Genomic DNA, 24,437 nt, shown 5'->3' with positions numbered 1-24,437 from the left:
CGGCGATGGACGGAAAGATTCTCGCGCGTGTCGGCGCCATCGGCTTCGTGACCTTTGCGATCACGGCGACGGCCATCGAACTCTCCCGTAAGGACGAGCCGCCGCTCTATCGCAGCGTCGCCGCGGCGACCGAAACGGGCGTCGACCCGCTGAAGACCGAGCTGCGGCGCTGCCAGCAGCTCGGCGAGGTCGGGATCCGTGATCCCGCTTGTCTCCAGGCCTGGGCCGACAACCGCGACCGCTTCTTGAAGCCTTCGCAGGCCTTGCAACAACAGCCGGCGCCGCAAGCGCCGGGACCGCAAGGCACACCGCAGAACCTGCCAACCGTGCGCGAGCCGGGCATCAACGAGACCGCACCGGTGATCGATTCCCACACCAACGAGGCGCGTTGAGATCATGGGCGGCACGGGCGTCATCGATCATTTCCTCGAGGTCTTCACCCGCTACATCGATAGCGGTTTCGGCCTGCTCAGCGGTGAAGTGGCGTTCATCGCCACCACGCTGATCGTGATCGACGTGACGCTCGCAGCCCTTTTTTGGAGCTGGGGCGCCGACGACGACATCATGGCGCGCCTGGTCAAGAAGACGCTGTTCGTCGGCGTCTTCGCCTATCTGATCGGCAACTGGAACAATCTGGCCCGCATCATCTTCGAAAGCTTCGCCGGACTGGGGCTGAAGGCCTCCGGCACCGGCTTCACCGTCGCCGACATGATGCGACCCGGCCGCGTCGCGCAGACTGGCCTCGACGCCGGGCGGCCGCTGCTCGATTCGATCTCCGATCTCATGGGTTATTGGAGTTTCTTCGAGAACTTCATTCAGATCGCGGTGATGCTGCTCGCCTGGGCGCTGGTGCTGCTCGCCTTCTTCATCCTCGCGATCCAGCTCTTCGTCACCCTGATCGAATTCAAGCTGACGACGCTCGCCGGCTTCGTGCTCATTCCCTTCGGCCTCTTCGGCAAGAGCGCCTTCATGGCTGAGCGCGTGCTGGGCAACGTCATCTCCTCCGGCATCAAGGTGCTGGTCCTCGGCGTCATCATCGGCATCGGATCGAGCCTCTTCTCCGAATTCACTGCCGGCTTCGGCGGCCGCACGCCGACGATCGACGAAGCGATGGCGATCGTGCTCGCGGCGTTGACCCTGCTCGGCCTCGGCATCTTCGGCCCCGGCATCGCCAACGGCCTCGTGTCGGGAGGCCCGCAGCTCGGCGCCGGCGCTGCGGTGGGAACGGGGCTCGCCGCTGGCGGCATGGTCGCCGCCGGCGCCGCGACGGTCGGCGCGGTCGCTTCCGGAGGCGCGGCGCTTGCAGGAGGCGCCGCTGCCGCCGCCCGCGGGGGCGCAGCCCTCACAGGCGGAGCTTCCACCGCTTACAGCCTGGGCGCCCCAGGGCAGACGGGCGCCTCGGGCGTGGCCAGCGGTCTGGGCGGCGTCGCCCGGGCCGCCGGTTCCGCAGCCACATCGCCGCTCCGCCGCGCTGCGGAGCGCGCGTCGTCGAGCATGCGCTCCAGCTTCGCCGACGGAGCCCGATCCGCTTTCGAGTCGACCGGGGGCTCCTCGACAATGGGCACCGTTGGCGAAGCGGCGAACGACGCCGCACCGACCCCATCCAGTAGCGGCGATCAACCGCCCGCCTGGGCCCGCCGCATGAAGCGCTCCCAACAGATGAGCCATGCCGTCTCCACCACCGTCCATGCGGTGCGCAGCGGCGACAGCCACGGCGGCGGCTCTTCCATCAATCTCTCCGAAGGTGACCGCTGATGTTTCGACGACCCTCGACGCACTATGGAAAAGCTCCCGAACCCGAAACGCCGTATCAGCGCGCCGCGCAGGCCTGGGACGACCGCATCGGCTCGGCCCGCGTCCAGGCGCGCAACTGGCGCACCATGGCGTTCGGCTCTCTTTTCCTGTCGGCGGGATTCGCGGCGGCCCTGGTCTGGCAATCCGCCCGCGGGACCGTGGTTCCCTGGGTCGTTCAGACCGACCGGCTCGGCCAGGCGCAGGCGATCGCACCAGCAACGGCCGACTATCAGCCGACCGACCCGCAGATCGCGTTCCACCTGGCGCGCTTCATCGAGCAGGTCCGCTCGATTCCGGCCGACGCGATCATCGTCCGTCAGAACTGGCTACGCGCCTATGATTTCACGACGGACCGGGGAGCGGCGACGCTGAACGACTACGCGCGATCCAATGATCCCTTCACCAAGGTTGGTCGCCAGCAGATCGCCATCGACGTCTCGAGCGTGATCCGCGCGTCTCCCGACAGCTTCCGTGTCGCATGGACCGAGCGCCGCTACGAGAACGGCCAGCTCGCCGACACGACCCGATGGACGGCGATCCTGACGATCGTCGTCCAGATTCCGCGCAACGCCGACCGGCTTCGCGCCAATCCGCTGGGAATCTACGTCAACGCAATTTCATGGTCACGGGAGCTGGGGCAATGACGATGCCGATTTTCCGTAAAGCCGGAGAACCGGCTTTCCGTACACACACATTGGCGGCTTTGCTGCTTTCCGCCACGGCGCTCGCCGGCTGCGCCACGACGCAGAAGCCGCCTGAGATCAGCTATGACGACGCGCCCGCTGCCGTACAGACCGTCGATCCACCGGCGCCGGTCACGGTGGTCGAGCTGCCGCGTCCGCTGCCGCTGCCCGGCCAGATGAAGCCGGTCGAGGCATCACGGCGCACGCCAGAACCGACCGATCCCACGGCGCGCGTCAACCAGGCGAACGCCGCCGCCCGCATCCAGCCGGCGCGTGACGGCTTCATCAACTCGATGCAGGTCTATCCGTTCACGCAAGGGGCACTTTATCAGGTTTACACTGCCGTCGGGCAGATCACCGACATCGCACTCCAGCCCGGGGAGCAGCTCGTCGGCTCCGGGCCGGTGGCCGCCGGCGACACGGTGCGCTGGATCATCGGCGACACGCAGAGCGGTTCCGGCGCAACGCTGCAGGTCCATATCCTGGTGAAGCCCACCCGCGCCGAGCTGATGACGAACTTGGTCATCAACACCAATCTGCGCACCTATCACATGGAGCTGCGCTCGACCGAGCGCACCTATATGGCCTCGGTCTCCTGGCAGTATCCGCAGGACCAGCTCATCGCGCTCCGGCGTCAGAACGCCGAGGCGCAGGCGACCCAGCCGGTGGCGACCGGCGTCGATCTCTCGCGCATCAACTTCCGCTATGAGGTGACCGGCGACCGAGCGGCATGGCGTCCGCTGCGCGCTTATGACGACGGCCGACAGGTCTTCATCGAGTTTCCGAGAGGGATCGGCCAAGGCGAGATGCCGCCGCTCTTCGTCGTCGGCGCCGAAGGCACTACCTCCGAACTCGTCAACTACCGGGTGCGCAACAACTACATGATCGTCGACCGGCTGTTCGCGGCCGCCGAGCTGCGCTTCGGCTCCGGCGACACCCAGAAGCGCATCCGGATCACCCGCACCGACGGGAGGCCCGCGTCGTGAGCGATGACCGGAACGAGGAAGAGGAGGCCGGTGCGCCGCTGACGGGATCGGTGCCGGAAGCGGCCGCGCCGATGCGGCTGCGCGCGGACTCGCCGCGCGTCACGCGGCTGTCGCGCAAGGTGCTCGCCGGGCTCGGACTGGTGGCGAGCCTCGGCCTCGGCGGCGCGCTGGTCTATGCGCTCCAGACCCGCAACGGCGGCCGCCCGCCCGAAGAACTCTATTCGACCGACAACCGCTCGACGGCGGACGGCCTTCAGGGCCTGCCGCGCGACTATACCGGCGTCCCCCAGCTTGGGCCGCCGTTGCCTGGCGATCTCGGCCGGCCGATCGTCAGCGCCCAGAACCGGGGCCAGCCCGTGCCAACGCCCGTAGTCGCGCCTGCGCAACCGGGCATCAGCCCGGAGGAACAGCGCCGCCTGCAGGAGATCGAGACGGCCCGCACCAGCCGGCTGTTTGCAGCCTCGGAAGCCCGCAACGCCGCGCCCGCCGCGACCAATACGCCGACCCTCGCGCAGCCCGACCTCACGAGCCTGGGCCTCGCGCCGCCGGCGGCGACGCCCACGGCGCAGGAACGGCAGCAGGCCTTCCTCAACGCGCCGGTCGACCGGCGCACGGTTGCGGCCGACCGGGTCGCCGCGCCGGCGTCGCCGAACATCCTGCAAGCGGGCGCGGTCATATCGGCGGCGCTGATCACCGGCATCCGGTCCGACCTGCCTGGTCAGATCACGGCCCAGGTCACGGAGAACATCTATGACGGCCCGACCGGCCTCATCCTGCTCGTGCCCCAGGGAACGCGCGTCGTCGGCCAGTACGACAACAACGTCCAGTTCGGGCAGAGCCGCGTGCTGCTGGTGTGGAACCGCCTGATCTTCCCGAATGGTCGGAGCATCGTGCTGGAGCGGCAGCCTGGCGCCGATAGCGAGGGCTATGCCGGCCTGCAGGACGGTGTCGACTATCACTGGTGGGATCTCGCCAAGGCGGCAGGGCTTTCGACGCTGCTCAGCGTCGGCGCCGAGCTCGCCACCAACGACGACGACCGCCTGATCCAGGCGATCCGCAACGGTGGTCAGGACACTATCAATGACGCCGGCCAACAGATCATTCGACGCCAGCTCAACATCGCCCCGACGTTGACGATTCGACCCGGATTTCCGGTGCGGGTCATCGTCACCCGCGATCTGGTGCTCGAACCTTACGGAGGCTGAGATGACCAAGCTCAAGCTCGGCGCGATTGCCGACGATAAGCCAATCAAGGTGACGGTCGAGCTGCCGGCGCCGCTGCACCGGGATCTCGTCGCCTACGCGGAGGTCCTGGCCCGCGAGACGGGACAACCAGTCACCGATCCAGCTAAGCTCATCGCCCCGATGGTTCAGCGCTTTATCGCCACGGATCGCGGTTGCGCAAAGGCGCGCCGCCAATCCTCCTGAGTTCCGATCTGCGCTCTCGCTCGGCTGGTCAACAAGTCTCAGCGCTTCGCTTTCATGCGCCTTTCGATACTCATGTCGATCAAGAACTTGAGCGCCGGATTCAGATTGGTTGCAGACCAAACGGCGCTGAACGAGAACCTCTCTTTGCCGCCGGCGATCGGGACGAAGCGGACTCCGGGATATGCGATGCCGACGATCGAGTTCGTAGAGAGCGTGATCCCGAACCCCAGCGCGACGATACTCAGTAGATTCTCACAGCCGATGTGCTGAACGGAAATCTTGGGGCTCAATCCGGATACGCCCAGATGCCGCCTGAGATAGTCTTCTATCTCTGGCCTTGTTGCATCCGCCTTCACGAGGAACGTCTCGTGGCTCACGTCCTCCCAGCTGACCGCATCCAAGGAAGCGGTCTGATGGGACGTAGGAACCGCGAGAAAAATTGTCTCATCCCACAGCCTCTCGGCTCGGCATCCCGGTAGTTGTGGATCTCCAGGCATGAAGGCGACGTCGAGCCGACCATCCAGCAAAGCGCTGGCATTTATTTGAGAGGTCGCCTCTTCGAAAATCACCTCGATAGCTGGAAAGCGGCGGTGATAAGCCGCAAGCAACTCTCCCAGAAAGCCGTTCGCCAGGCAGGCCATCAGGCCGATGCGCAGCAGTCCTATGGAGCCGCGCTTGGATTGCGCGATTGTATCGACAGCTTGGTTGAGATGCTTCGCGCCAACCGCAGCCTCTCTAAGGAAACGCTCGCCTGCCATTGTTGCGCGGGCGCCTGATCGATGCCTATCAAACAGCAGAATACCAACACGGCGTTCCAGTATCTGTATCCGTCGGCTAACGGTAGATTGTGATACCGAGAGTATTTCTGCTGCCCGTCGAAAGCTACCTTGCTCGGCAGCAAGGATGGCGTATCTCAGATAGCGCAAATCAAAGGCGATATCCGGCACCGCCGACTCCTTTCGGAGAACTCTGCGTTGGCAGCATTTCTAAATCTCCTCAGCGGCCTAGCACCGGACATTTTTTGCAAAGCGGCACCACGCGGTGAAAATGATGCGTGCGGATCGCACGGGGATGGGTGCCTATGGCGAGGTCAAGCTGCTCTGCAATTCTCCATTTCTCGCTTGAACAGTGCGGCTTAAATTCGATCGGACAACAAGGACGTGAATAGGCTTGATTAGGGCTAAGTAAGCGCGGCCAAATGTATTGTGACAATGAACGACAGTCGTTACGACGACTTCAAAAGCGTCCTCGTCATTCAACGCCCCCAGCAGTATCGACGCCCTGAAATCAAGGTGTCGATCATCCACACCAAGCACCAGTTCGCTTTCCGATCGTGCGAGCACTGGGAAAAAGGCGATGGACTTCCTGTCGGGCGCGTTTCGTTGAAGTTCACCCGTCGTTTTCAAGCCAAATCGAGCTACGGTCATATCGCGTATCGCGAGGAGCCCGCGGACCCACCAGGCAGGACGGCCGAGGATAGCGTGCGCTACAGCTTCCGGGTCACGCGAGATTCCAGCACCGAAGGTCGTGGCAAAAGAATCAACCACGTCGGCTCCGCTGTACCAGCCCGCTATGCTGCTTTGAGCGGGCGGCGCCACCGATCTCACGCCGCCGACCGCGTTGCACAGACTTCCCGCCATGGCGCCGCTAGATCGCCATCACCGAGCCGCCATCAACCCGAAGATTTGTCCCGGTGATGAAGCTCGCTTGTTCCGACGCCAGAAAGACGACCGCAGCGGCGACGTCCTCCGGATTGCCCGGGCGGCCGACCCCGATATTAGGACGGAGGACCGGTAAGAAATGAGCGGCCAGATCGTCACGCGAGAGATGCTCTGCACCGTCCTGCTGCTCCAGCAAATCGCGGACAATGGGGGTGTCCACATAGGCTGGCGACACCACGTTCACGAGTACCCCGCGGCTCGCGTACGTCTTTGAGAGCCCTTTTGTCAGGATGTTGAGCGCGCTTTTGGCCGAGGCATATTCGATCGCGACCGCGTCGGGCTGGATGCCGCTTTCCGACGAGATGTTGATGATCCGTCCCCATCCGCGTTCTGCCATCGTCGGCGCCAATGCCCGGGTCACACGCACCACGGAAAGGACGTTGAACTCCCACGTCTCGAGCCAATCAACGTCGGGAACTTGCTCGAAAGGTCGGAACAGTCCGCCCGTCGAGGATCTTAGGCCACCCGCATTGTTAACGACGATGTCGATCGGTCCGAGCTTTGCTTCTATCGCGGCAAGCGCGCGCCCCAAGCTCTCCTCATTCGTGACGTCACCACCGACCGCGAAGGCTCTGTCTCCCAGATGGTCGGCAATCGCCGCTAACTTCTCTTCACTGCGCGCAAAAAGCGCCACCTTGGCGCCCTCGGCGTGCAGTGCTCTAGCGATCGCCTCGCCGATACCTTGGCTGGCTCCAGTTACCAGCGCGGTTCGCTTCGAAAGCTGCGTGTCCATTTCTGTCTCCTATATTACGACGCAGTTTCTCTAGGTGGAGTGCTCTCCGCGCCTCCTTCCTGGCCGCATCGGACGTTAGTGGAGCTGCGATCAGCGATACACGAGCCCACCATCGGTCAGGATCGCCTGACCGGTGATGTAGTCGGAATCGTCGCTACAGAGGAATGCGACGAGCGCCGCTACGTCTTCGGGCGTCTGGGCACGACCGAGCGCAATGCCCTCGACATACTTCTTGTAGGTTTCGCCTTTCGGTGTGCCCGTGAGCTGTGAAAAGCGCTCGTCGATCTCGATCCACATGTCAGTTCCGACGATGCCGGGGCAATAGGCGTTCACCGTAATGCCGGCGCTCGCATACTCCTTGGCAGCAGCCTGCGTCAGCGCCCGAACGGCAAACTTTGTTGCGGAGTAGACGCCAACCATCGGAAAGCCTTCGTGGCCAGCGGCGGAGGATGCGTTGACGATCTTACCTTTGATGCCCCGAGCCTTGAACTTGGCCGCAGCGGCTTGAATGCCCCATACCACGCTATCGACATTCACTCGGAAGATGCGATCCATATCGTCCGGAAGCACGTCGGCGAGTGGCTTGACCTGCGCAATGCCTGCATTGTTGACGATGGCGTGGAAGCCACCAAGCTCCCTCTCGACCTGATGTACCGCCGCAAACACCTCATCGCGCTTGCTGACATCGGCGACAAATGACGTGGCGCTCGCTCCGAGGGCCTCAACTTCCTTTTTTACCTCAGCGAGCTTCTCTTCCTTTAGATCTACCAGTCCGACCTTTGCGCCGTCTCTCGCGAGGCGCAACGCAATAGCCCGGCCGATGCCCTGGCTCGCCCCTGTCACGAGGACGACCCGTCCCTTTGGCTGCGTATCCATTGGACCTCCTAAGGTTTGCCGATGCTGCTGTTGGGCGCAGCACGAAATCCCGGCTTTCGCTCAGGACTGGCTTCGATAAGTGCTCTACGGACGCCTTCTGCATCGAGATTAGCGGCGTATACCGGCGTGCCGGGCTGCTGACGCCAGGACTCGTCAAGCTGGCCGGCGTCGACACCGTCGTATCCCAGCTCGTCGAATAGCCGAATGACCCTGGCTTTATGGGCCTCATTATCGCCCGACACCGGCAACGCGATGCGTCCCGGCGTTCCCGCAGGCTTGCCGCCATCAAGAAGGCTGCGCCAGTGCAGGTTGTTGATGGCCTTCAGCACCGGCCGTCCGAGCTGATTTGCCACCCAGCGGCTTTCGGCCATGCCCTGTTCGATCGGATCGATGCGGCCATCCCGCTCCTGGGGATAGTAATTTCCCGTCTCCACGACGGCGACATCGGCATCCACACCGTCGAAGAGATCCTTCGGTAGATCGGCGATCCTGAAGGCAGGGATCGCGACAAAGACGACCTCGCCGCTGCGCGCCGCCTCATGGACGGTCACCGCCTTGGCGCCGGTCTCGGCGGCGAGATCTGCAAGCGAGTCAGGACCGCGCGAGTTGGCGACAGATACTTCATGGCCCAGCTTCGCGAGCCGTCGGGCCAGCGAGCCGCCAATTTCCCCTGATCCTATGATTCCAATCTTCATCACCGGCTCTCCCAAGCTATCGAATGGTATAAATGCCGCTTGCGTGGCGGCGGGTCGAAGCCGGCGCCGACGCCTGCGGGCGTCGACGCTGGCACATTTCAGCCGATCAGAGCCTGTAGCCGCCGCTCGCTTCGATGACCTGACCGGTCACCCACCGGGCTTCGTCCGACGCGAGGAAGGCAACCACCGCGGCGATGTCTGACGTCTCACCGAAGCGGCCGAACGCGGTGTCGGCCTCAATGGCCTTCACGGTGTTGGCATCCTCTCGGACGGCAGCGTTCATGTCCGTTCGCGTCCAGCCCGGTGCCACCGCGTTCACCGCAATCCCGCGCGGACCAAGCTCCATCGCAAGCGCATGGGTAAGGTTGTTGATCGCCGCCTTGGCCATCGAATAGATCGGCACCATCGGCTGCGGGCGCGTGGAGAGGCCCGACGAGATGTTGATGATCCGCCCGCCATCGGACAGACGGCTGAGCGCCGACTGGACCATGAAGAACGGCGCGCGGGCATGGACCGCGATCATGGTGTCCCAGGCCTCCGGCGTGGCATCGGAGAGACCGCCCCAACCCGAATTTCCCGCGTTGTTGACGAGAATGTCGAGCTTCTTGCTGCCATTCCGCTCCGTCAGCTCGCGATCGAGCTCATCGTACAAGCCAGGGATCGACGCGGCGTCGGAGAGATCGGCGTGCAGCGCGAAGGCGGTGCCGCCCGCCTTCTCGATGGCTGCGACGGTTTCTTCTGCGCCAGCACTGCTGGCATTGTACGTGATCGCCACGGTCGCGCCGTCAGCCGCGAGCCGCTCAGCGATGGTCCTGCCGATGCCCCGGCCGGCTCCGGTCACGAGGGCAGTTTTGCCATTCAATGTCTGCGCCATTGGAGATTTCCTTCGTAAAGCGATCTGTGATTCTTGAATTTGCGGACGAGCTGGCGCGCTCGATCAGGCGATGCGTTGGCGCGTGATCGGGCCAGGATTGGCTTCGACGACCGCGAGCGCCAAGCGGATCAGGTCAGCGTCGCCGCCATATTCATTGTCTGCGACGTGATGCAGAAGCACGCCGACCTGTTCGAGCTGCCGGGCACCCTTGAGGTTGCCGGCGTTGACGGGCTTGAAGCCCGCGTCGGCGATGAGGCTCCGCGTTACGTCTCCGGCGGCACTGTCGTCGGTTGCGTAGAAGACGTTGGCCTGCACCGGCGCCGCAGCCCACGCCGCCGCTTCAAGCGACGGAGCCGCTATCAGGTTGAACCCCTTGACGATGCGCGCCTTCGGCAAGCGCCTTTGCAGGTCTTCCGAAGTCGAGCTGTCACGCATGAACTCCAGATCGTGGAAGTGCACGAAATCGGCGGTAACGCCGAGCGGGTTCATGGTCTCGATCACGACCTTGCCGTCGAGCGCGTCGCCGACCTGGCTCACGATCGCCTCGACCCGCGGCCAGTAAATCGAGAAAAGTACGACTTCACCGAACTCCGCCGCCTCGCGGATCGTGCCGAGCCGAGCCTTGTCGCCCAGTTCCGCAAGCAGTGGTTCGATCTTCCGGTCCTCACCATCCTTGGCGATGACGAGTTCATGACCTGCGGCTGCCCAGGCGCGGGCCAAACGACTGCCGATATTGCCGGCGCTCAAAATTCCGATCTTCATTGGATATCCTATTCACTTCAACGTTCGCGCTTCCTCTCGGAGCGGTTCGGTTGGAAGGTAGGATATCGCTCAGGAATAGATTAGATGCCCGACGAACCCCAGTCTGTTGTTCGTGCGAGCAACAATGGGTGAACCGACGCGCGGTCGCGGAGATGCTCTGGCGCGCAATTCTGCGCGTCGGCAGGTCCTCAGCTCAGGCTGGTGTCACTACCATCCCCGAAAGCCTCGCGGCAAAGATCAACGAAACCACGTACCTTCGGATCCATGTAGCGCGTGGAGGCAAAAACGGCGTGTACCGGCATCGGTATGCTTGCCCAACCCGGCAAAACCCTGACCAAGCTTCCCTCCGCCACATATGGTTCAGCCATGAACCGCGGAAGCTGCGCCACTCCCAAACCGGAGACGGTCAGGTTCTTGGCGGCAACGATGTTATCGAGCGCGCAGCGTGGAGCCAGCGAAACCTTCTCTGTTGCTTGGCCATTGACAAGCGTCCAGCTCGCACGGCCGCTGGACGTTTTCATAATAAGGTCGTGGCGCTTCAAATCGTCGACGGTCCGGAGCGCCGCACCTTCCTTCAGATATCCAGGCGCGGCATAGAGACCGTAAGTGATCTCTCCAAGCTTGCGGGCCGACAGATCAGAATCTTGCAAGGTGCCAATGCGGATCGCGACATCAATTCCCTCATGAATGATATCGACGAACCGAATGGAGTATACCGCTTCCACCGTGACCTTCGGCCACTTGGACAAATAGGCGGCGATCCAGCTGTCGACCCGCGTGGTGCCGAACTCTGGTGTCGCTGTAATCTTAAGACGGCCCTTGGGCTCCTGGCTCTGCTGGGCGACTGCGGCTTGGGCCGCCTCCGCGGCGGCGAGGATCGAAGACGCGCGTTCGAAATAGTCCCTTCCGACTTCCGTCACGCTGAGCCGGCGCGTCGACCTATTCAGCAACCTTGCTCCGAGCTTTTCCTCGATACGCTGCACGATGCGGCTCACCCGAGCCTTGTCAGTCTCAAGGCGGTCGGCCGCAGCGGTGAAAGATTCCTCCATCACCACTGCGACGAAGACCTGCATTTCGGAAAATCCGATTGTTGATGTCATGGACAACATTCTGTCACGCGCCGCTTGAACTATCAATCAGCGCGGGACCCGTACCTCCGACATTAATGAGCAAAATATGGATGCGCTGTTGTCATCTGAACAACAACGGATTCGGCTGATTTGTAGGTTCGATGATTCAGCTTTCAATCGCGGGGCGTGGTTTCGATAGCATCGACGCGGTCCGGGTAAAACGCGAGGTACCCCTTAATGATCAGCATATGGTCGAAAGGTTCCTCGTAAGACCAGGCGACATCTTTCGCGGCGCCGTCGCGCGCGCTGAAATAGCTGGCGTCACCTTTGTACGGGCAGTGGGTGCTGGTGTCGCTCGGGCTGAGTTCGTCCAACACGACGTCGGCGCGCGGGATGTAATAGACCGGATTAAGGCTCGCCTCTTTGAGCAGGAGGGCATCGCGGCTGTCGGCGAGGACAGTATTATCCAGCTTGACGACGACCCTTTTCCCCGCCGGAGCGATGCTGATCGGATGGTCGGGGCCTGGCTTTCTTCCACCTTGCATGTCGTGTTCCTTCCTGTTTCATCGCGGCGCGCAAGTGACGCGCCGCCCCTGCTTGCCGCGGGTGCACACCGGGCGCTCGCCCGGCCGCGGCCCGTGGAATGGATCTGGTGTGCCTACTGTTCTACCGGAACAAGGCGCATCGCCGTTCCACCGAGCTTCGGGACGAGCCGCTGCTGGACCGCGACGACGGCGGGCAGCGGGCGCCATGCGATGGTCATGGTCTCGATACGGCCGTCCGGGCCGAGGCGGACGTGGTCGAAGGCGTCGATCACATGGTCCTCGAACCGGATCGTGAGGACGGCGATGACGTCGGCACCGTCGCGCATCATCATCCGCGGCTCGAAAGCGTCGATCGTGGAGAGCAGCTCGGCGAGGACGGCGACCACACTGGCTCGTCCCTTGAATGGCGTGGGAAGGATTGGGCTGTTGAGCTCGACGGTTTCCGACAGATGCTCGCTCGCGCGTGCAATATCGCCCTCGTGCATCGCCTCAAGGAAAGGGGTGAGATGGTCTTCGCTCGGCATCGCTGCGGCTCCTGAATATGTGCGGCCCGGGCGAGCCCCTCAGGGCCTCCCACAACCGAATGCCGGACGCCCTTGGAGGAGCGTCCGGCAGGGAGTTACTTCGCTGTGGTCGCGGCGCTGGCCTGCGCCATGAAGAGGTCGACGTGGACCTGCGGCATGCCCTCGAACGTGCCGCCGATCGGCGACGGGCGCTTTGCCTCGTCGATCAGGCGCTGAGCATCTTCGCGCGACACGGGCGTACCGGGCTGCGTGTAGGCGCGCTCGGCTTCCGGACCCGTCGCCTGCAAGTCTACCGTTGGAGCGTAGGCCCAGAAGTAGATCGGCGTGCTCGGTTCAATGCGCCAGCTTTCTGCGAGCGAGCCCGCGTCGATGGTATCGAAGCCGATCTTGTCGAAGAACTCGGTCACCGCCTGCTTCGCTCCGGCGTCGTCGCCCGCGATCGGCAGCGTCGTGCGGTTCGCCGAACCCTTCGGCGTCGCGTTGGCCTTCATGTGGAGCCAGCTGAGGTTGTGAAAGCCCTTGACGACCTTTGCTCCCGGCAAACGCCGCTGGATCAACTCACTGGAGGTCAGCTCCGCCTTGTCGAGGACGTCATTGTTGCCGAATGCGGGATAGTAGTTCGTCTGGTCGAGTACGACCTTGCCCGCGAACTTGTCGGCGGGCAGCTGCTCTGAGGCGGCGATCGGAATCGAGAGCGTGACGATGTCACCCGCCGCGATGGCCTCCTCGGTGGTGCCGGCGCTCGCCAGCGGACCAAGCTCCTCAATCAGGTTCTTGATGGTGTCCGCGCCGCGGGAGTTGCTGATCACCACCTTGTAGCCAGCTGCGGTCGCGAGGCGCGCGACTGCCTTGCCAACGAGGCCGGAGCCGATAATTCCGATAGTTTGTGCCATGAACTTTGTCTTTCTTCATAGGGGGCGGTAGCCGCCGACAGGATTCCTGCGCCGGTGCTGTCCCGCGCGCCCTTCGAAGGACGAGCGCTGCAGCAAGCGACACAGCGAAAATATTGATTTGACCAAAGAGTTAACAGTCCAGCGGCGGGCAACAGACTGTTGTCCCTCGAACTGACAATCGTGCGGTGGCAAAGTGCTATCCAGTGGCGATGTAGGCGACCGTTCAAAACAGGCTTCAGACGCCACCCCTCATCGAAGCCGTTCATCACAGGATATAGCAAAGATTTCAGATGGCCACAAACGAGCAGAAGACCGCATATGCTCTTTTCACGGTCCTCTCCTTCGGCCTGGTGGGGGTCGGGATTGTCTTGCCGTCATGGATCGCTTTTCAGGTTGGCGGATCAAAGCTCGTCGGCCTGGTTCTGCTAACGTCCAGTTTCGCGGGAGTTCTTCTCGCACCAGCGGCAGGTCATCTCGTCGATAAATACGACCGAAGAGTAATGTCAGCTATAGGACAGGCGACGCGAGCCAGTGCAATGCTTCTGGTGGGATTCGCCGACGGTTCCTCTGCTCTCGTGGGGGAGATACTGCTGATAGTCTCCGGAGTTGGAGGAGCATTCGGATTTGCCATCCTATCCGGCTCTCTAGCCGGCCTTCTTCAGCGCCTGGTGCCCACGGAGGAGCGGGCGAGTTTCTCCCTGAGAATGTCGGTAGCCAAGCAGATAGGCATTGCATGTGGCACAGGGGCGGCCGGGATCGCTCTCTATTATCTTGGAAGTAGCTCGGCCGCATATCTGTTTAGTGCGATCAGCTTCGTCTGCATGGGTCTCTTGCGCACGCTGCCTACCTCTCAGTCTCACTCGCGTGGAACAGCCACGGAAGGCTTCCTTGCATCGAACCTGGAGGCCCTCCGTTACTTCCTGCGACATCCGGAATGCTTTGCCGCCGTCCTCTTCACAGGGCTATCTTATGCGATAATACAGGTGACCAACCTTCTCTTGCCTGGGTTTGTGACCAACAACCTCCACGGTGACAGCTCGCTCTTTGGGACGTTGGAGATGGCTGCGGCATTGGCAGGCGCTGCCTCCGCACTGCTTCTCTCAGGTAGGCGTGTAGCTGAGCTATTGCGGCAACGGATGGCCCCAATTCTCGTGATATCAGCCCTCTCGCTAATTGCGTTCTCCTTCTCGCAGACGCCGCTGGTAGCTGTGATCACATATTGCGCTTCTGGGATGCTCTGGAGCGTCAGCAGGTCTCTGGCTAATGCAAACTTCCTGATCGTCATCGACACCCAGATGGTCGGCAGGGCGCAAGGCTTCAGCACCCTGCTTAGCAGCGCTTTCGGTGGGATAATCTATCTTGTACCAGTCACACTTCCCGCAGCTAGAGAGGCTGACCTTTACGTCGGTTGTGGCCTCGCGATCATCTTCTGCGTTGTGCTGGTAAGATTGTTGGCGACGTCCAGAAGCATAGCCGCGGATGAATAGATCATGCTTTGTGGAACTTGCGCGTGGCCTGAATGAACGCCGGGGTTTCAGAGCCCGAAGCATGGGCGCAACGGATCGCCTCAACTCAAGCCTTCGACATCACTCCTGAAGCCATCGCGGCAGACGTCGACAAACCCCCGCACCTTTGGGTCCATATAGCGCGTCGAAGCAAAGACAGCGTGGACGGGCACGGGGATACGCGCCCAACCCGGCAAGACGCCGGCAAGACCGCCTTCGGCCACATGCGGCTCAGCCATGTATCTTGGAAGCTGCACGATCCCCAATCCCGACAGCGCCATGTTTCTGGCGGCCATGGTGTTATCAAGGGCGCAACGTGGTGCGTGCCACACCTTCTCCGTCTTCTCTCCATTCACCAACGTCCAGCCCGGACGGCCTCGCGGCGCATGCATGATGAGATCGTGCCGCTTCAGATCGTCGACCGTGTGGATAGGCGCTGCGCTCCTCAGATACTCGGGTGAAGCATACAAACCGTAGGTCAATTCTCCCAACCTGCGAGCTGAAAGCTCCGAATCCTCCAACGGACCGATCCGAATCGCCACATCGACACCTTCATGGATGATATCGACGAGACGGTTTGTGTATTCCGTTTCTACTGTGACCTTCGGCCACTCACGCAAGAATGCAGCAATCCAGCCATCGACCCGCATCGTTCCAAATTCAGCCCCAGCCGTTATTTTCAGGCGGCCCTTCGGTTCTTGTGTCCGTTGCGCGACAGCGGATTCAGCGGCTTCGGCAGCCGCGAGGATCGATGAAGCACGCTCGAAATAGTCACGCCCTACCTCCGTCACGCTAAGATGTCGCGTAGACCGGTTCAAAAGTCGCGCGCCGAGTTTCTCTTCCATTCGCCGCACAATGCGGCTCACCCGCGCCTTATCCGTTTCGAGGCGTTCCGCGGCTGCGGTGAAAGACCCTTCGGTCACCACGGCGATAAAGGCCTGCATCTCCAGGAAATCGATTGTTGTCGTCATTACAACAGTCTGTCATTTTTTGCCAGAATTATCAATGCTCAAACAACTGTCATTCTATGTCATAGGCGGCGACGAGCCGCAGATACAAACCAGCTTGAGGACGAGCATCCAGATGGCGGCGAAGATGCGCAGCGAGGGGTTCGACGGCATCCTCTATCGGCACTGTCATGCGCGTCGTAGCCAAGCCGGACGCCTGACCACCGGACAATCCGTGATGATACAAAGGCGCTGACACCATGCCCGACACGCCAAACATCATCGCCGCCAAGGGCTTTTTCAGCACGCAGCACTGCGGCGATCTGGACGACGCCTTTTGCGACTACGTGCACCCCGATTTCCGGTTCGTGGTCTCCAGCGCGTACAACGACGAACTGCGCGCCGCCATACCGTGGGCAGGCTATGAGCATAAGGGCCGCGAGGGGTATCGACGCCTGACCACTCTTCTCTTCTCAGAGTACGAGCTGCTTGCGTACGAGACCACGCGATTCACCGACGCCGGCAGCCAGGTCTTCGTCGAGGGTCATTTCCGCTTGCGACACCGCGAAACCGCGAGGATCGCCGATAGTGATTTCCTAGCCCGATTCGATATGCGCAACGGAAAGATCGTCAGCGGACAGGTTTACGAGAACACCGCCGCTGTGGCTGCCGCACGCCGCATCGACTGAATAGTCTTTCCAGACCGGCGGCGGCTTGGGCTTCCGCAGTACGGATCGATTCGCCACCGAGCGAGGATCACGCTGTATCAGAGTTTAGCGGCCGATCGACAACCTCGCCTTTTTCTGCGCCGGAGCACTTAATCCTACGAAGGCTCGCAGCAGTGTCTTGCACCACTGCGCGCTTTTCATACCATGCTCAGGCGGCTCTTTGGAGTGCAGCCCGATAGCGGCCGTAGCCCGCCTTAATGAGCAAACCCTCGGCGACCATGCGGGCAAGGTAGCAACGATGAACGCCGATGTCCGTCAGGTCTTTTGTTCGAACTTCACCCTTCTCCAAGGCGAGGGCGACCGCGCGTTCTCTCAGGGTTGGCTTGGGACCACCCGCCAGTCGAATCGCTCTGCGCGGTCGCGATCACGCTTGCGAATCCGCTTAGAGGGCTCTGGTGTAGGTTTGAGGGGAATCGGCGACTCAAAGTTCGCAGTTTCATTCAGCCCCGCCCTTGGGCCTGCTGCAGAGATCTGACCGCTACCCCTTCCTTCAACGTCGAGGTGTTCGACGAACGCCGTGCATCCAAACCCTCCTATGTGCCGCCTATGGTATCCGTTTCTTCGACATCCGACGTGGCCATCTTTCGCGACGGTAAATTACGCAGCATGTATCTCCCTGCGGATGCGTGAGGCACCGGGCAGCGAACAAGCCAGTGCGCGCCTCGTCCGAGCATCGCAACGATCAGGACAACTAAACGGCGACTCGGCCTGGGTCGTGCTGCGAAAGGAGGCCGGAATGGCAGATAGCAAATTCCTCACACCCGACGAGGTAGCTGAACGCTACCGAGGTGGAGTTTCGGTTGGGACGCTTCGAAATTGGCGCGCGATGCGGCTCGGCCCGTCCTTCGTTAAAATTGGAAAGGCTGTCCTCTACCCACTCGATGAACTTGATGCGTGGGATGAAAAGAATAGGGTGCAATGCCGTGCGCCAAATGGACCTAACGGTCATAGGGGTGATCAGGCGTGATGGTCACAGTCCGACATCATGAACCGATCCCAATCCCCGGCACCTCATTGCAGCCTAGCCTAAAATATCCTTTCTGAATCAACTTCTTAGCGAGACGCCAAGTATGGTGCACAACAATCCCGCTCGATACCCCACGGGCATCTTGAAGCACGCATAGTACCGGCCAGTCACGGAAATGAAGTGTTTTCAATAACTTTGCTGTGGCGGGTGTTCATCGGAGTGGGATAGTAAATTGCCAGCTTTTGCTCGAAACAGCAGATTCAACTGATTTCTGAAGTTCGCTGATTAAAAACAATATCTTAAATGATTTTTTAAGAGATAATTGCATACGTGCCAGCATACCCATGACTGGCATAATCTAACCTATCTCCGCCGCAAATTCTTTGGCGCGGAACTCTGTCACGCGACTAATTCGATCGATAAGATAAGTACGGTAACCGGGCAAAATGCCATCGGCATCAACCCCATCGCCATTCGAGAGTTTTTCCGTCTCTTCAAGCGCTTGCTGTAGCGTGAAATTACCTGCAGCGCTGTCAACTAGCCGGTCTGTTAGGTCGCGCTCGACGACAAGCCTTAGTTCATTCGGCAAGACCGAACGTCCACCGAAATAAATCAATCGACGGCCAAATATTCGAAGGCGCTCATCGTCCAGGTCTCGAACAATGGAAAGGGCTTCCGACCAACTCACGTCATGGAAGTCTGCTATGCGACGTTGGTCGTCAGGTCCGACAAAGCCGTCATAGATCTGCCCTTCTACATGTAGGGATGGTGCGTAGGGCTCTCGTACCGATGCGTAAAGCGATATAATTCGGGAGCGGAATGCAGCATCCTCCTTAAGACGACGAGCACGATCTTCCAATTCATCGATGTCGGCACCATTCAGCATTAAGTCAGGAGCATCATAGAAAGCCGTCAGTGTTGGCGAGGCGTTGATCCTGAGTCGGCGGACTGGACTCGGCTTTGCCGCCAAATATACCTGCAATGCCTCGTCGGACATTGCGGCAAGCTCTTCAGGAGGCACGTCCAGCCGTAAGCATAACCGGCCGTTGGGCTGATCCGGGTCGGGGCCGAGGCATACGACGGGCGCGTGATACGCCTGGTTGCTGAAAAACTCTGTGAGGAAAAAACCGTCCTCGGACTCAACAAAATCGCCAACAGTCGCCTTCTTCGAGAAACGAATGAAACGCTGCCACAGTTCAGGAGCGCGTTCTCGCACCAATCTGCAGAGACCAAGCGTCGCAGCAACATCGGCCATGGCATCGTGAGCTTGATCGTGTGTCAGGTCATTTGCCGATGCAAGGTGATCCAGGCGGAAAATTGGACGCCCCTCCGGTCCGAGGGGAACCAGCAAGCAAGCCGGCGACAGAGTCGCGGCCGCCATCATTAAGCCCAATGCGTCAGCACGGCAGTTGCCGTTGTTGCTGGTGAGATACGCCGGGTGAAGCGTCTGAAACAATGCATGCCTCAGCATCTCCTCATCAAAACGGATGGAATTGTACCCTACAAAAATAGAAGGAGACCAGGTCAGTAACGTTCGCTGAACGGCTCTGACCATGTCGTAGTGAGATGGGAGCGTACTATCAGTGAGCCGCTCAATCGGCAGCCGGTTTGTTAGCAGTGCCGAAGGGTGGGGAACAACGTGCGGCAAAAGGCGCGAACGCACCTCAAATCGATCAGTCTCGTTGAGGTCGTTATCTGTGCGGATAGCCGCGAAATGCACTATCTGGTCGAAGCCGTGCCTGAGCCCCGTCGTCTCCGTGTCGAAGAATACGAAGCCCATTCACATCCCCTACCCTAGAAATTTCCAGCCAGGCGGAACCGCATGGCCGACGCACTCACGCGGAATTTCTTGGCCAGCACCTCGATCCCCGCGTCATCCTCCATGTCCAATCCACTTGCGTCCAGCGCACTTGCAAGGAATTCTCGCGGCATAAGTAGCTCCGAAGCAAATGCGTTGGCCTCGATCTCCAGAGGGTCAATGCCCTGGGACGACACATCGTCGCGCAACAAAACCCGAAACCCCTTGTCCACATGCACGGCCTTCTGGATATCCGCAGCATGCAACACATGATGTCCAAGTTCATGTGCGGCCGTAAACCGTTGCCGGTTCGGGTGATGCAAGGCGTTCACGCCGATGATACCGATACCTTCCTTTATGAACGCCATGCCGGAGAGATCATCCTCCAGCGGCGCGTATTGAAGCACCACGTTCCTAGCCTTGATAATGCGCTCAATGGGAACCGGGGCTCCCTTCACTCCGAATTCCCGTAAAATCGTGCGAGCGGCCTCTCGCGCCATTTCGGGTTTGGCAGTCACAACCCGGTCCTTCCGGAACCATGGCGTGCAAGCGCATCTGCGATCAGATCATTGATTTGCGCCTTGCCGCGAGCGGTTACGGTTTCGTCTGACAAAATCATCTGCAAGTCCTCCCGGGGCTGGGGTTTTGGCGCGGCGGGCAGCAAATCGGCGGGCTTTGAAAATTCCAATGCCGACGCGAGACCGTAGACGTGATGCAGCAACACGTTCTGCCGGCCGCTCTCAATGTTTGCCACTGACGCACGCGACATGCCCACCCTAGCCGCCAACTCGGCCTGGGTGAGTTCAAGTGTCTTTCGTCTCGCGGCCACAAGCCGCCCAAACGCTACATAGATCGACTCGTCTGACATGACTGATGTTTGCTCTCCGCACCGCGCGATGTCAACGACGCAAACATTTTGTGCTTATTAATATCATTTCATTTGTGCTTATTGACAACAATCCAGCGCCATGAAATTAGTTAACCGTCGGTGAATGTCGAATTCGGCCGGCGGCTAACTGAAAGGAATTCGGAATGTCAAAACGCATCCATGTCGTTCCCCACGATTCCGGTTGGGCGACGCGCCGAGAAGGAGCTTCCCGCGTTGGATCGACCCACGGCACCCAGGCGGAGGCTACCGAAGCGGCGCGCAATACCGCGATCCGCGAACGTGGCGAGGTGGTGATCCACCGCCCCGATGGCCGTATTCGGGACGCCAATTCCTACGGCAACGATCCCTTCCCTCCGAAGGGATGAGTCTAGCGGCCGCGCCCGCCCGGGCGCGGCTCTCCCCATTTTCGCATTCAACCCGCCAGCTAGGCGAAGCGAGGACGATCAAGATGCAGAAGCTGACGGCGGTGCAGAACGAGGATTTCAATCAACCTAAGGGCATCCAGCGCGCACGCCGGCTTCCCGATCCCACGCTCGGAGCGCTCTGGAATTCGATCATCCTGGACGAGCGCCTGAAGGCCCAGCTCCTCTCGCAGGCGATGCTGAACTTCACGATGCGCGGCAAGGTCGACCGCAGCGTCATTCCGCTCCACGGCGTCATTCTGCTGGTCGGACCGCCCGGGACCGGCAAGACCTCGCTTGCTCGCGGGTTGGCGCATCGTACCGCCGAGACATTTCCGGGCGGCGGGTTCCGCCTGCTCGAGGTCGAGCCGCACGCTCTTACCAGTTCGGCGATGGGCAAGACCCAGCGTGCGGTATCGGAGCTGTTTTCACAGTCGATAGCCGAAGCCGCCGCCGCGGGACCGACGATTGTGCTTCTCGATGAAGTCGAGACGCTTGCCGCCGACCGGTCAAAAATGAGCCTGGAGGCCAATCCGATCGATATCCACCGCGCGACCGATGCCGTACTCGTTCAACTCGATGCGCTGGCCGAGCGGCATCCGAACCTGTTGTTCCTTGCCACCAGCAACTTTCCCCAGGCGGTCGATGCGGCCTTCACCTCGCGCTGTGACCTGGTCGTCCATGTGCCGCTGCCTGATCGTGAAGCTTGCGGGCTTATCCTGAAGGACTGCCTGACCGGCCTCGGCAAGACCTATCCGGCCATCGCGAAACTGCCCGCCTCCCAGGGATTCGACCGCTGCGCGGCCGAATGCGTCGGGCTCGACGGACGCGCCATCCGCAAGATGGTGGCCAACGCCTTGGCCAGCAGCCCGCAAACGGCCATGAATCCCGAACGCATGACGGTCGAAGATCTGTTTGCCGCGGCGCGCGCCGCCAAGGCGGGCCGTATGTCGGGAGGCAAGGCGTCATGAGCACCGTCGCCAGCCGTACATTCAAGAGCACGCCGGAACGTGAAGCCTCAAGGACCTGGACGGCGATAGTCGATCTGTTGACCCAGGGCAAAACCGGTGATGCACGGACGGAGCTTCTTGCCGTCACCGGTGTCGCCGCCAGTGTGATCGCCGATCAGGCGCCCAAGGGTGCCGCCATCACAGTAACCTGCGATGGTCCGCGCACGCGCATTTATTGCCTCTATGACGATGACGCCATCGAGGGCTCCGACGCCAACGAAGACGCCCTTGGCTTTGACCCGCTGAAAGGGGACTGGCGGGTTTCGCTGCCTTGCCTGGCGGATGATCTCGCCTGGGTTCAGGGCGCGCTCAAGAAACACAGCACCCGGATTACGGCGCGCGATCTCGACGCGGCTGTCTCGAGCGCCGACGAGGCAGCGACCACGAAATCACAGACCCTTGTGTTTGATCCGAAAGGGTTTCTGGGCTCATGACCAACGTCGCCGTTAACACCTATACCCATTCTGTCACCTATGTGGCGGACAACATCCTCAAAAGCTTGAAGGATATCATCCGCCTTGTGGGCCTCGATCCAACCGAATTTGTCGGCGACTGGGAATTGCACATGCGCGGTGTCCAGACTTGGTTGAACACTGGTGATCTCGAAACCGTAAAGCTGGAAATCTACAATCCGAAAACGGACGCGCTGATTTTCCGGTGGGACATCGACATCGCCTATGGCTGGTCGGGCGGCGACGGCAGCTTCTGGACGGATACCGAACAGCTCAAATACGCCATCAGAAAGGCGGGGCTGGTTCCGAGCGAGGCACGGTATCGGTTGCTTCTGCAAAACAAGCCCGGCCGCCCGGACGTGGCAGGCTGGAGCAAGGCCAGTGGGCGTTCGACAGAAGGCATGGTTCGCCAAAGCCTCGGAACGACCGTCGAGCACAGCGGCCTCGGCGCCAGCACGTCATATTTGAGGAGAGCCTGATGCTCACAATCGACGAAGCATTCCGTAAATTTAAAACCCGTCTCGAACTGAATGACAAGGAGCAGAAAAATGCTTCCGCGCGACAAACGGAAGTTCGAGACTATCTCGACACCAAGTTCAAGATCGACCGAAGCTTCCTTACCGGTTCGTACGCGCGCTGGACTAAGACGAAGCCGTTGAAAGATGTCGACATTTTCTTCGTATTGAAATCCTCCGAAGATCACTATCGCTCGAAAGCTCCGTCTGTCGTGCTGACCGATTTTCACAACGCGTTGGTCGCGAAGTACGGCGACAAAACTAAGAAGCAAAATCGCTCGATCAACGTGGACTTCGGCGTGAAGGCTGACGCCGACGACAATACCGACTATCGCGTCATCAGCGTCGATGTCGTCCCGGCTTTCGACAAGGACGGCGATTTCGAGATACCCGACAATGATTTGGGCAGGTGGATCAAGACGAACCCGAAGATTCACGCTGAAAAGGCCACGGCGGCGCATCAAGCCTATTCCAGTGAATGGAAGGGCTTGGTTCGGATGGTTAAGTACTGGAACAATAACCCAAGGCACGGTGAGAAGCCGATCAAGCCATCATTCCTGATCGAGGTTATGGCGCTGCAATGCCTTTACGGGGGCTGGGGTGGCAGCTTCGATCGAGAGATGCAAAGCCTTTTCGCAACACTGGCTGACCGTATTTTGGATGAATGGCCCGATCCTGCTGGCCTCGGACCGCCGATCAGCAACGGGATGGATACCGCACGCAAAAATCGAGCGCGCGAGTTGTTGCTTGCCGCCGGTCGCGAAGCAACCCTCGCTATCGACCATGTTCGTCGCGGTCGAAACGGCGAGGCCTTGCGGGCTTGGCGCGAGCTGTTCGGTCCAAAATTTCCCTTGTCCTGACCTCCAGCCGTTAAACCCAGCGAGATCTTCCAATGTCAGAATGGTCCCTATCCCAGCTTCTCTCCTCCCTGCATGAGGATATCCAGCAACGCCTAGCGACAGTTCGAAAATCGTTCAGCCATCCGGGCACGAAGGGCGACGCGAGCGAGAACGTCTGGATCAGTATGCTGGAAACGTATCTGCCGAAGCGCTACCAGGCCGCGAAGGCACATGTGGTGGACAGTCTTGGCAACTTCAGCCAGCAGATCGACGTCGTGATCTTCGACCGCCAATATTCGCCGTTTATTTTCACCTACGAGAACGAGACGATTATCCCTGCCGAGAGCGTTTACGCCGTTTTCGAGGCGAAGCAGACGGCGGACGCTAGCCTGGTCGCTTACGCACAGCAGAAGGTCGCAAGCGTCCGGCGCCTGCATCGCACGAGCCTCCCCATCCCCTACGCCAAGGGCGTATATCCGGCGAAACCGTTGATCCCGATTTTGGGCGGCCTGCTGACCTTTGAAAGCGAGTGGAGCCCCGCGCTCGGGCCGTCGTTCGAAAGAGCTCTGGTTACCGACCTCGGCGACGGGCGGCTCGATATCGGCTGCGTCGCGTCGCATGGCCATTTCTCCTTCGACCAGGCGGCCGCGAGCTACAGCTTCGTCAACGAAAATAAACCGGCGACGGCGTTTCTGTTTAAGCTGATATCACAGCTTCAGTTTAGTGGAACCGTGCCGATGATCGATGTTGAAGCATACGGTCAGTGGCTGACCAAGTAGTGAGGAACAGGGGTACTTGGGGG

Annotated in this window: 31 protein-coding genes; 15 read left to right on the top strand and 16 right to left on the bottom strand. The window is 60.8% G+C overall.

Going from position 1 to position 24,437, the window contains the following annotated elements:
* Positions 1-5: 5 nt before the first annotated feature.
* From trbK-alt to PMI41_RS11990, 6 genes are read left to right on the top strand one after another with little or no spacing between them, the layout of a single operon-like run.
* Complete coding sequence (gene trbK-alt / locus PMI41_RS24735) at positions 6-392, top strand: putative entry exclusion protein TrbK-alt (protein ID WP_008125096.1); 387 nt, start codon at positions 6-8, stop codon at positions 390-392.
* 4 nt (positions 393-396) lie between these two features.
* Positions 397-1,755 (top strand): P-type conjugative transfer protein TrbL, encoded by a 1,359-nt coding sequence (trbL, locus tag PMI41_RS12010; RefSeq protein ID WP_008125095.1) that lies wholly within the window; start codon positions 397-399, stop codon positions 1,753-1,755.
* On the top strand, positions 1,755-2,438 hold the full coding sequence (gene trbF, locus PMI41_RS12005; protein WP_008125093.1) for a conjugal transfer protein TrbF: 684 nt from the start codon (positions 1,755-1,757) through the stop codon (positions 2,436-2,438). Before trbL ends, trbF begins: the two co-directional genes overlap by 1 nt.
* A gap of 2 nt (positions 2,439-2,440) precedes the next feature.
* Positions 2,441-3,463, top strand: coding sequence for a P-type conjugative transfer protein TrbG (gene trbG / locus PMI41_RS12000; protein ID WP_244423934.1), 1,023 nt, complete (start codon positions 2,441-2,443; stop codon positions 3,461-3,463).
* Positions 3,460-4,668 carry a TrbI/VirB10 family protein gene (locus PMI41_RS11995; protein WP_008125089.1) on the top strand — a complete coding sequence of 403 codons (1,209 nt, stop codon included), beginning with the start codon at positions 3,460-3,462 and terminating at the stop codon, positions 4,666-4,668. The genes trbG and PMI41_RS11995 overlap by 4 nt, the downstream gene beginning before the upstream one ends.
* Before the next feature lies 1 nt (position 4,669).
* On the top strand, positions 4,670-4,891 hold the full coding sequence (locus PMI41_RS11990) for a DUF2274 domain-containing protein (protein ID WP_008125087.1): 222 nt from the start codon (positions 4,670-4,672) through the stop codon (positions 4,889-4,891).
* 38 nt (positions 4,892-4,929) lie between these two features.
* Here the strand turns inward: PMI41_RS11990 and PMI41_RS11985 are convergent, their stop codons facing one another.
* The 11 genes from PMI41_RS11985 to PMI41_RS11935 all read right to left on the bottom strand — a co-directional run bounded on the left by PMI41_RS11985 (position 4,930) and on the right by PMI41_RS11935 (position 13,584).
* A complete protein-coding gene (locus tag PMI41_RS11985) occupies positions 4,930-5,838 on the bottom strand; it encodes a LysR family transcriptional regulator (protein WP_008125084.1) in 909 nt (302 codons plus the stop codon).
* Between the two features lie 132 nt (positions 5,839-5,970).
* Positions 5,971-6,531 (bottom strand): DUF2867 domain-containing protein, encoded by a 561-nt coding sequence (locus PMI41_RS11980; protein WP_081497132.1) that lies wholly within the window; start codon positions 6,529-6,531, stop codon positions 5,971-5,973.
* Between the two features lie 7 nt (positions 6,532-6,538).
* Complete coding sequence (locus PMI41_RS11975) at positions 6,539-7,345, bottom strand: SDR family NAD(P)-dependent oxidoreductase (RefSeq protein WP_008125081.1); 807 nt, start codon at positions 7,343-7,345, stop codon at positions 6,539-6,541.
* Between the two features lie 90 nt (positions 7,346-7,435).
* On the bottom strand, positions 7,436-8,221 hold the full coding sequence (locus PMI41_RS11970; RefSeq protein WP_008125079.1) for an acetoin reductase: 786 nt from the start codon (positions 8,219-8,221) through the stop codon (positions 7,436-7,438).
* A gap of 8 nt (positions 8,222-8,229) precedes the next feature.
* Entirely contained in the window at positions 8,230-8,916 is a 687-nt protein-coding gene (locus PMI41_RS11965; protein ID WP_008125078.1) for an NAD(P)-binding domain-containing protein, read from the bottom strand.
* Positions 8,917-9,022: 106 nt separating this feature from the next.
* Positions 9,023-9,790: an SDR family oxidoreductase gene (locus PMI41_RS11960; RefSeq protein ID WP_008125075.1), complete on the bottom strand. Its 768-nt coding sequence runs from the start codon at positions 9,788-9,790 to the stop codon at positions 9,023-9,025.
* Between the two features lie 63 nt (positions 9,791-9,853).
* Positions 9,854-10,552: an NAD(P)-binding domain-containing protein gene (locus PMI41_RS11955; RefSeq protein ID WP_008125073.1), complete on the bottom strand. Its 699-nt coding sequence runs from the start codon at positions 10,550-10,552 to the stop codon at positions 9,854-9,856.
* 188 nt (positions 10,553-10,740) lie between these two features.
* Positions 10,741-11,652, bottom strand: a complete 912-nt coding sequence (locus tag PMI41_RS11950; protein ID WP_040854712.1) for a LysR family transcriptional regulator — start codon at positions 11,650-11,652, stop codon at positions 10,741-10,743.
* 143 nt (positions 11,653-11,795) lie between these two features.
* Entirely contained in the window at positions 11,796-12,167 is a 372-nt protein-coding gene (locus PMI41_RS11945) for a DUF427 domain-containing protein (protein ID WP_008125068.1), read from the bottom strand.
* Between the two features lie 113 nt (positions 12,168-12,280).
* The gene (locus tag PMI41_RS11940; protein ID WP_008125066.1) at positions 12,281-12,691 is read right to left on the bottom strand and encodes a nuclear transport factor 2 family protein; all 411 of its coding nucleotides are present in this window, start codon (positions 12,689-12,691) and stop codon (positions 12,281-12,283) included.
* 95 nt (positions 12,692-12,786) lie between these two features.
* A complete protein-coding gene (locus PMI41_RS11935; protein ID WP_008125065.1) occupies positions 12,787-13,584 on the bottom strand; it encodes an NADPH-dependent F420 reductase in 798 nt (265 codons plus the stop codon).
* A 290-nt stretch (positions 13,585-13,874) separates the two neighbouring features.
* Between PMI41_RS11935 and PMI41_RS11930 the strand changes: the two genes are divergently transcribed.
* Positions 13,875-15,071, top strand: a complete 1,197-nt coding sequence (locus PMI41_RS11930; RefSeq protein ID WP_008125063.1) for an MFS transporter — start codon at positions 13,875-13,877, stop codon at positions 15,069-15,071.
* Between the two features lie 80 nt (positions 15,072-15,151).
* Here the strand turns inward: PMI41_RS11930 and PMI41_RS11925 are convergent, their stop codons facing one another.
* Together PMI41_RS11925 and PMI41_RS11920 are read right to left on the bottom strand one after the other, a co-directional pair.
* Positions 15,152-16,060: a LysR family transcriptional regulator gene (locus PMI41_RS11925; RefSeq protein ID WP_008125062.1), complete on the bottom strand. Its 909-nt coding sequence runs from the start codon at positions 16,058-16,060 to the stop codon at positions 15,152-15,154.
* Positions 16,061-16,109: 49 nt separating this feature from the next.
* Positions 16,110-16,298 carry a hypothetical protein gene (locus PMI41_RS11920; protein ID WP_040854660.1) on the bottom strand — a complete coding sequence of 63 codons (189 nt, stop codon included), beginning with the start codon at positions 16,296-16,298 and terminating at the stop codon, positions 16,110-16,112.
* Between PMI41_RS11920 and PMI41_RS11915 the strand changes: the two genes are divergently transcribed.
* Positions 16,297-16,725, top strand: a complete 429-nt coding sequence (locus PMI41_RS11915) for a nuclear transport factor 2 family protein (protein ID WP_008125059.1) — start codon at positions 16,297-16,299, stop codon at positions 16,723-16,725. The genes PMI41_RS11920 and PMI41_RS11915 overlap by 2 nt on opposite strands.
* A gap of 775 nt (positions 16,726-17,500) precedes the next feature.
* Positions 17,501-17,731, top strand: a complete 231-nt coding sequence (locus PMI41_RS11910; RefSeq protein WP_008125056.1) for a helix-turn-helix domain-containing protein — start codon at positions 17,501-17,503, stop codon at positions 17,729-17,731.
* Positions 17,732-18,089: 358 nt separating this feature from the next.
* Here PMI41_RS11910 and PMI41_RS11905 read toward each other — a convergent pair whose 3' ends face one another.
* Genes PMI41_RS11905 through PMI41_RS11895 form a run of 3 tightly spaced genes read right to left on the bottom strand, consistent with a single transcriptional unit; the run spans position 18,090 to position 20,397 of the window.
* Entirely contained in the window at positions 18,090-19,511 is a 1,422-nt protein-coding gene (locus PMI41_RS11905) for an exonuclease domain-containing protein (protein ID WP_008125053.1), read from the bottom strand.
* Between the two features lie 14 nt (positions 19,512-19,525).
* Complete coding sequence (locus PMI41_RS11900; RefSeq protein WP_008125051.1) at positions 19,526-20,047, bottom strand: ImmA/IrrE family metallo-endopeptidase; 522 nt, start codon at positions 20,045-20,047, stop codon at positions 19,526-19,528.
* On the bottom strand, positions 20,044-20,397 hold the full coding sequence (locus PMI41_RS11895) for a helix-turn-helix transcriptional regulator (protein WP_008125050.1): 354 nt from the start codon (positions 20,395-20,397) through the stop codon (positions 20,044-20,046). Before PMI41_RS11895 ends, PMI41_RS11900 begins: the two co-directional genes overlap by 4 nt.
* Positions 20,398-20,561: 164 nt before the next feature.
* Between PMI41_RS11895 and PMI41_RS11890 the strand changes: the two genes are divergently transcribed.
* The 6 genes from PMI41_RS11890 (at position 20,562) to nucC (ending at position 24,414) form a co-directional block, all read left to right on the top strand.
* Positions 20,562-20,783: a DUF2188 domain-containing protein gene (locus tag PMI41_RS11890; protein WP_008125048.1), complete on the top strand. Its 222-nt coding sequence runs from the start codon at positions 20,562-20,564 to the stop codon at positions 20,781-20,783.
* Positions 20,784-20,866: 83 nt separating this feature from the next.
* Entirely contained in the window at positions 20,867-21,790 is a 924-nt protein-coding gene (locus PMI41_RS11885; protein WP_008125046.1) for an AAA family ATPase, read from the top strand.
* Complete coding sequence (locus PMI41_RS11880; protein WP_008125043.1) at positions 21,787-22,263, top strand: hypothetical protein; 477 nt, start codon at positions 21,787-21,789, stop codon at positions 22,261-22,263. Before PMI41_RS11885 ends, PMI41_RS11880 begins: the two co-directional genes overlap by 4 nt.
* Positions 22,260-22,760, top strand: coding sequence for a hypothetical protein (locus tag PMI41_RS11875; protein WP_008125041.1), 501 nt, complete (start codon positions 22,260-22,262; stop codon positions 22,758-22,760). Before PMI41_RS11880 ends, PMI41_RS11875 begins: the two co-directional genes overlap by 4 nt.
* Positions 22,760-23,656, top strand: coding sequence for a CBASS oligonucleotide cyclase (locus PMI41_RS11870; protein WP_008125039.1), 897 nt, complete (start codon positions 22,760-22,762; stop codon positions 23,654-23,656). Before PMI41_RS11875 ends, PMI41_RS11870 begins: the two co-directional genes overlap by 1 nt.
* A gap of 32 nt (positions 23,657-23,688) precedes the next feature.
* Entirely contained in the window at positions 23,689-24,414 is a 726-nt protein-coding gene (gene nucC / locus PMI41_RS11865) for a CBASS effector endonuclease NucC (RefSeq protein ID WP_008125037.1), read from the top strand.
* Positions 24,415-24,437 lie beyond the last annotated feature (23 nt).

It is taken from the genome of Phyllobacterium sp. YR531, assembly GCF_000282595.1.
Taxonomy (GTDB): domain Bacteria; phylum Pseudomonadota; class Alphaproteobacteria; order Rhizobiales; family Rhizobiaceae; genus Phyllobacterium.
Note: the sequence above shows the minus strand (reverse complement) of the source record. Positions and strands in the feature narration are given on the sequence as shown.

Coding starts and splice junctions, on each gene's coding strand:
- PMI41_RS11910 (WP_008125056.1), top strand. CDS start 17,501: ATGGCAGATAGCAAATTCCTCACACCCGACGAGGTAGCTGAACGCTAC.
- trbF (WP_008125093.1), top strand. CDS start 1,755: ATGTTTCGACGACCCTCGACGCACTATGGAAAAGCTCCCGAACCCGAA.
- PMI41_RS11885 (WP_008125046.1), top strand. CDS start 20,867: ATGCAGAAGCTGACGGCGGTGCAGAACGAGGATTTCAATCAACCTAAG.
- PMI41_RS11915 (WP_008125059.1), top strand. CDS start 16,297: ATGCCCGACACGCCAAACATCATCGCCGCCAAGGGCTTTTTCAGCACG.
- PMI41_RS11940 (WP_008125066.1), bottom strand. CDS start 12,691: ATGCCGAGCGAAGACCATCTCACCCCTTTCCTTGAGGCGATGCACGAG.
- PMI41_RS11965 (WP_008125078.1), bottom strand. CDS start 8,916: ATGAAGATTGGAATCATAGGATCAGGGGAAATTGGCGGCTCGCTGGCC.
- PMI41_RS11950 (WP_040854712.1), bottom strand. CDS start 11,652: ATGACATCAACAATCGGATTTTCCGAAATGCAGGTCTTCGTCGCAGTG.
- trbG (WP_244423934.1), top strand. CDS start 2,441: ATGCCGATTTTCCGTAAAGCCGGAGAACCGGCTTTCCGTACACACACA.
- trbK-alt (WP_008125096.1), top strand. CDS start 6: ATGGACGGAAAGATTCTCGCGCGTGTCGGCGCCATCGGCTTCGTGACC.
- trbL (WP_008125095.1), top strand. CDS start 397: ATGGGCGGCACGGGCGTCATCGATCATTTCCTCGAGGTCTTCACCCGC.
- PMI41_RS11920 (WP_040854660.1), bottom strand. CDS start 16,298: ATGGTGTCAGCGCCTTTGTATCATCACGGATTGTCCGGTGGTCAGGCG.
- PMI41_RS11890 (WP_008125048.1), top strand. CDS start 20,562: ATGTCAAAACGCATCCATGTCGTTCCCCACGATTCCGGTTGGGCGACG.
- PMI41_RS11960 (WP_008125075.1), bottom strand. CDS start 9,790: ATGGCGCAGACATTGAATGGCAAAACTGCCCTCGTGACCGGAGCCGGC.
- PMI41_RS11980 (WP_081497132.1), bottom strand. CDS start 6,531: ATGGCGGGAAGTCTGTGCAACGCGGTCGGCGGCGTGAGATCGGTGGCG.
- PMI41_RS11955 (WP_008125073.1), bottom strand. CDS start 10,552: ATGAAGATCGGAATTTTGAGCGCCGGCAATATCGGCAGTCGTTTGGCC.
- PMI41_RS11970 (WP_008125079.1), bottom strand. CDS start 8,221: ATGGATACGCAGCCAAAGGGACGGGTCGTCCTCGTGACAGGGGCGAGC.
- PMI41_RS11935 (WP_008125065.1), bottom strand. CDS start 13,584: ATGGCACAAACTATCGGAATTATCGGCTCCGGCCTCGTTGGCAAGGCA.
- PMI41_RS11990 (WP_008125087.1), top strand. CDS start 4,670: ATGACCAAGCTCAAGCTCGGCGCGATTGCCGACGATAAGCCAATCAAG.
- PMI41_RS11870 (WP_008125039.1), top strand. CDS start 22,760: ATGCTCACAATCGACGAAGCATTCCGTAAATTTAAAACCCGTCTCGAA.
- PMI41_RS11895 (WP_008125050.1), bottom strand. CDS start 20,397: ATGTCAGACGAGTCGATCTATGTAGCGTTTGGGCGGCTTGTGGCCGCG.
- nucC (WP_008125037.1), top strand. CDS start 23,689: ATGTCAGAATGGTCCCTATCCCAGCTTCTCTCCTCCCTGCATGAGGAT.
- PMI41_RS11930 (WP_008125063.1), top strand. CDS start 13,875: ATGGCCACAAACGAGCAGAAGACCGCATATGCTCTTTTCACGGTCCTC.
- PMI41_RS11905 (WP_008125053.1), bottom strand. CDS start 19,511: ATGGGCTTCGTATTCTTCGACACGGAGACGACGGGGCTCAGGCACGGC.
- PMI41_RS11975 (WP_008125081.1), bottom strand. CDS start 7,345: ATGGACACGCAGCTTTCGAAGCGAACCGCGCTGGTAACTGGAGCCAGC.
- PMI41_RS11925 (WP_008125062.1), bottom strand. CDS start 16,060: ATGACGACAACAATCGATTTCCTGGAGATGCAGGCCTTTATCGCCGTG.
- PMI41_RS11880 (WP_008125043.1), top strand. CDS start 21,787: ATGAGCACCGTCGCCAGCCGTACATTCAAGAGCACGCCGGAACGTGAA.
- PMI41_RS11875 (WP_008125041.1), top strand. CDS start 22,260: ATGACCAACGTCGCCGTTAACACCTATACCCATTCTGTCACCTATGTG.
- PMI41_RS11945 (WP_008125068.1), bottom strand. CDS start 12,167: ATGCAAGGTGGAAGAAAGCCAGGCCCCGACCATCCGATCAGCATCGCT.